Origin of the sequence: Treponema sp. (genome assembly GCF_045657965.1) — a bacterium.
Classification (GTDB): domain Bacteria; phylum Spirochaetota; class Spirochaetia; order Treponematales; family Treponemataceae; genus Treponema_D.
Window position 1 is genome coordinate 1 of the sequence record NZ_JAZOUG010000306.1, and the last position, 1,200, is coordinate 1,200.

Sequence of the window (1,200 nt, forward strand, 5' to 3'; positions counted from 1 at the left end):
TAGAACCAGCTAAAGCTAAAGAAATAAATGCCTCATTATCCCGACCAAATAATCTGTTCATTTCTTTGGTGTTTATTCCATATAATTTCATCATGTCGAATTTTATAATCTGGATATCTCTAAAACCGACACGCATTTTGAATGCCTCAGCCCCGCTGTCGCCCAATTTTCTGAAGTGCCTGCACGGCTTAAAGGCAGTGTACGCCTTTTTAAGCGGACCTGAATAAAAAACACAGTCATTCCAGAGTTTTTCCTTCTGCCAAAAAGACTTTATCTCTTCAAACATGAGCACTCCCCTATTGCTTTTTCAAATATCCCTTTTTTACAGCAGTCTCAAATGCTTCACGAGAAATAGTTTCTTCTCTCTGCGTGACTTCGCCTGTTTTTTCATCTTTGACTGTGACAAGAACTGTGTAGGAATCGCCATTGTCACGAAGAACGGTGAGGGAATTATTCTTGTATTCATCAGATGATTTTCTGGCAAAGTCCAGAACGAGTTTGTCGGTGATTTTTTTGTTCGGATCTGGGATTCTGTAATCCATGCTCATATTGTGCCTCCTTGTTTTACTGCAAGCAATGCCCGCCTGTCGGGGAATTTTTGCATTGAAAGCCAAGTTTAGTAATCAACCTTCCATTCTGCGGTCTTGCTTCGTCACCACAATAAACGCAACAAACACAATCTGTCACACCAATATGTTTGCCACTTGGATTTCCGTTACAGCGTTCACCAAGCGAAGAGAATAATTTTTGATTCACGCTTTTTAAGTTATCACCACAGAATCTACAAATCATTTATTTTTCCTTGTATTTCATTCCATTTTCTTTTGCCCATTTTGCAGCATAAGAATCTCGTTTTACAATCAAAATAAGATTATCACAATTAAAAGCATCGACATCGATTTCTTTAACACTTGCAGGAATTCCGATTTTTCTTAAATTCTTGCAGCCGTAAAATGCACGATATCCAATCTTTTCTAGATTTTTCGGAAGCTTTACTGATTTCAAGGATTCACAATTATAAAAAGCCCCCATTTCTATTTCTTCTACAGACTTCGAAAGCACAACAGATTTTAATGATTTACATTCAGCAAACAGATGGTGCGAGATTTTCTTCAATCTTGGCGGAAGCACAATCGATTCTAAATTATCACAAAAAGCAAATGCTTCCCCTGCAATACTTGTGACATTCTCAGGAATCTT

Annotated in this window: 3 protein-coding genes; all 3 read right to left on the reverse strand. The window is 37.8% G+C overall.

Features of this window, described 5'->3' with window-relative positions; translation table 11 throughout:
• The coding region (locus ACKI5B_RS11680; protein WP_407428950.1) for a hypothetical protein at window positions 1–286 on the reverse strand (286 nt) is incomplete at its 3' end.
• A gap of 10 nt (window positions 287–296) precedes the next feature.
• Window positions 297–548, reverse strand: a complete 252-nt coding sequence (locus ACKI5B_RS11685; RefSeq protein ID WP_407428952.1) for a hypothetical protein — start codon at window positions 546–548, stop codon at window positions 297–299.
• A gap of 244 nt (window positions 549–792) precedes the next feature.
• Window positions 793–1,200, reverse strand: a 408-nt coding sequence (locus ACKI5B_RS11690; protein WP_407428954.1) for a leucine-rich repeat domain-containing protein, incomplete at its 5' end; no start/stop codon positions are given.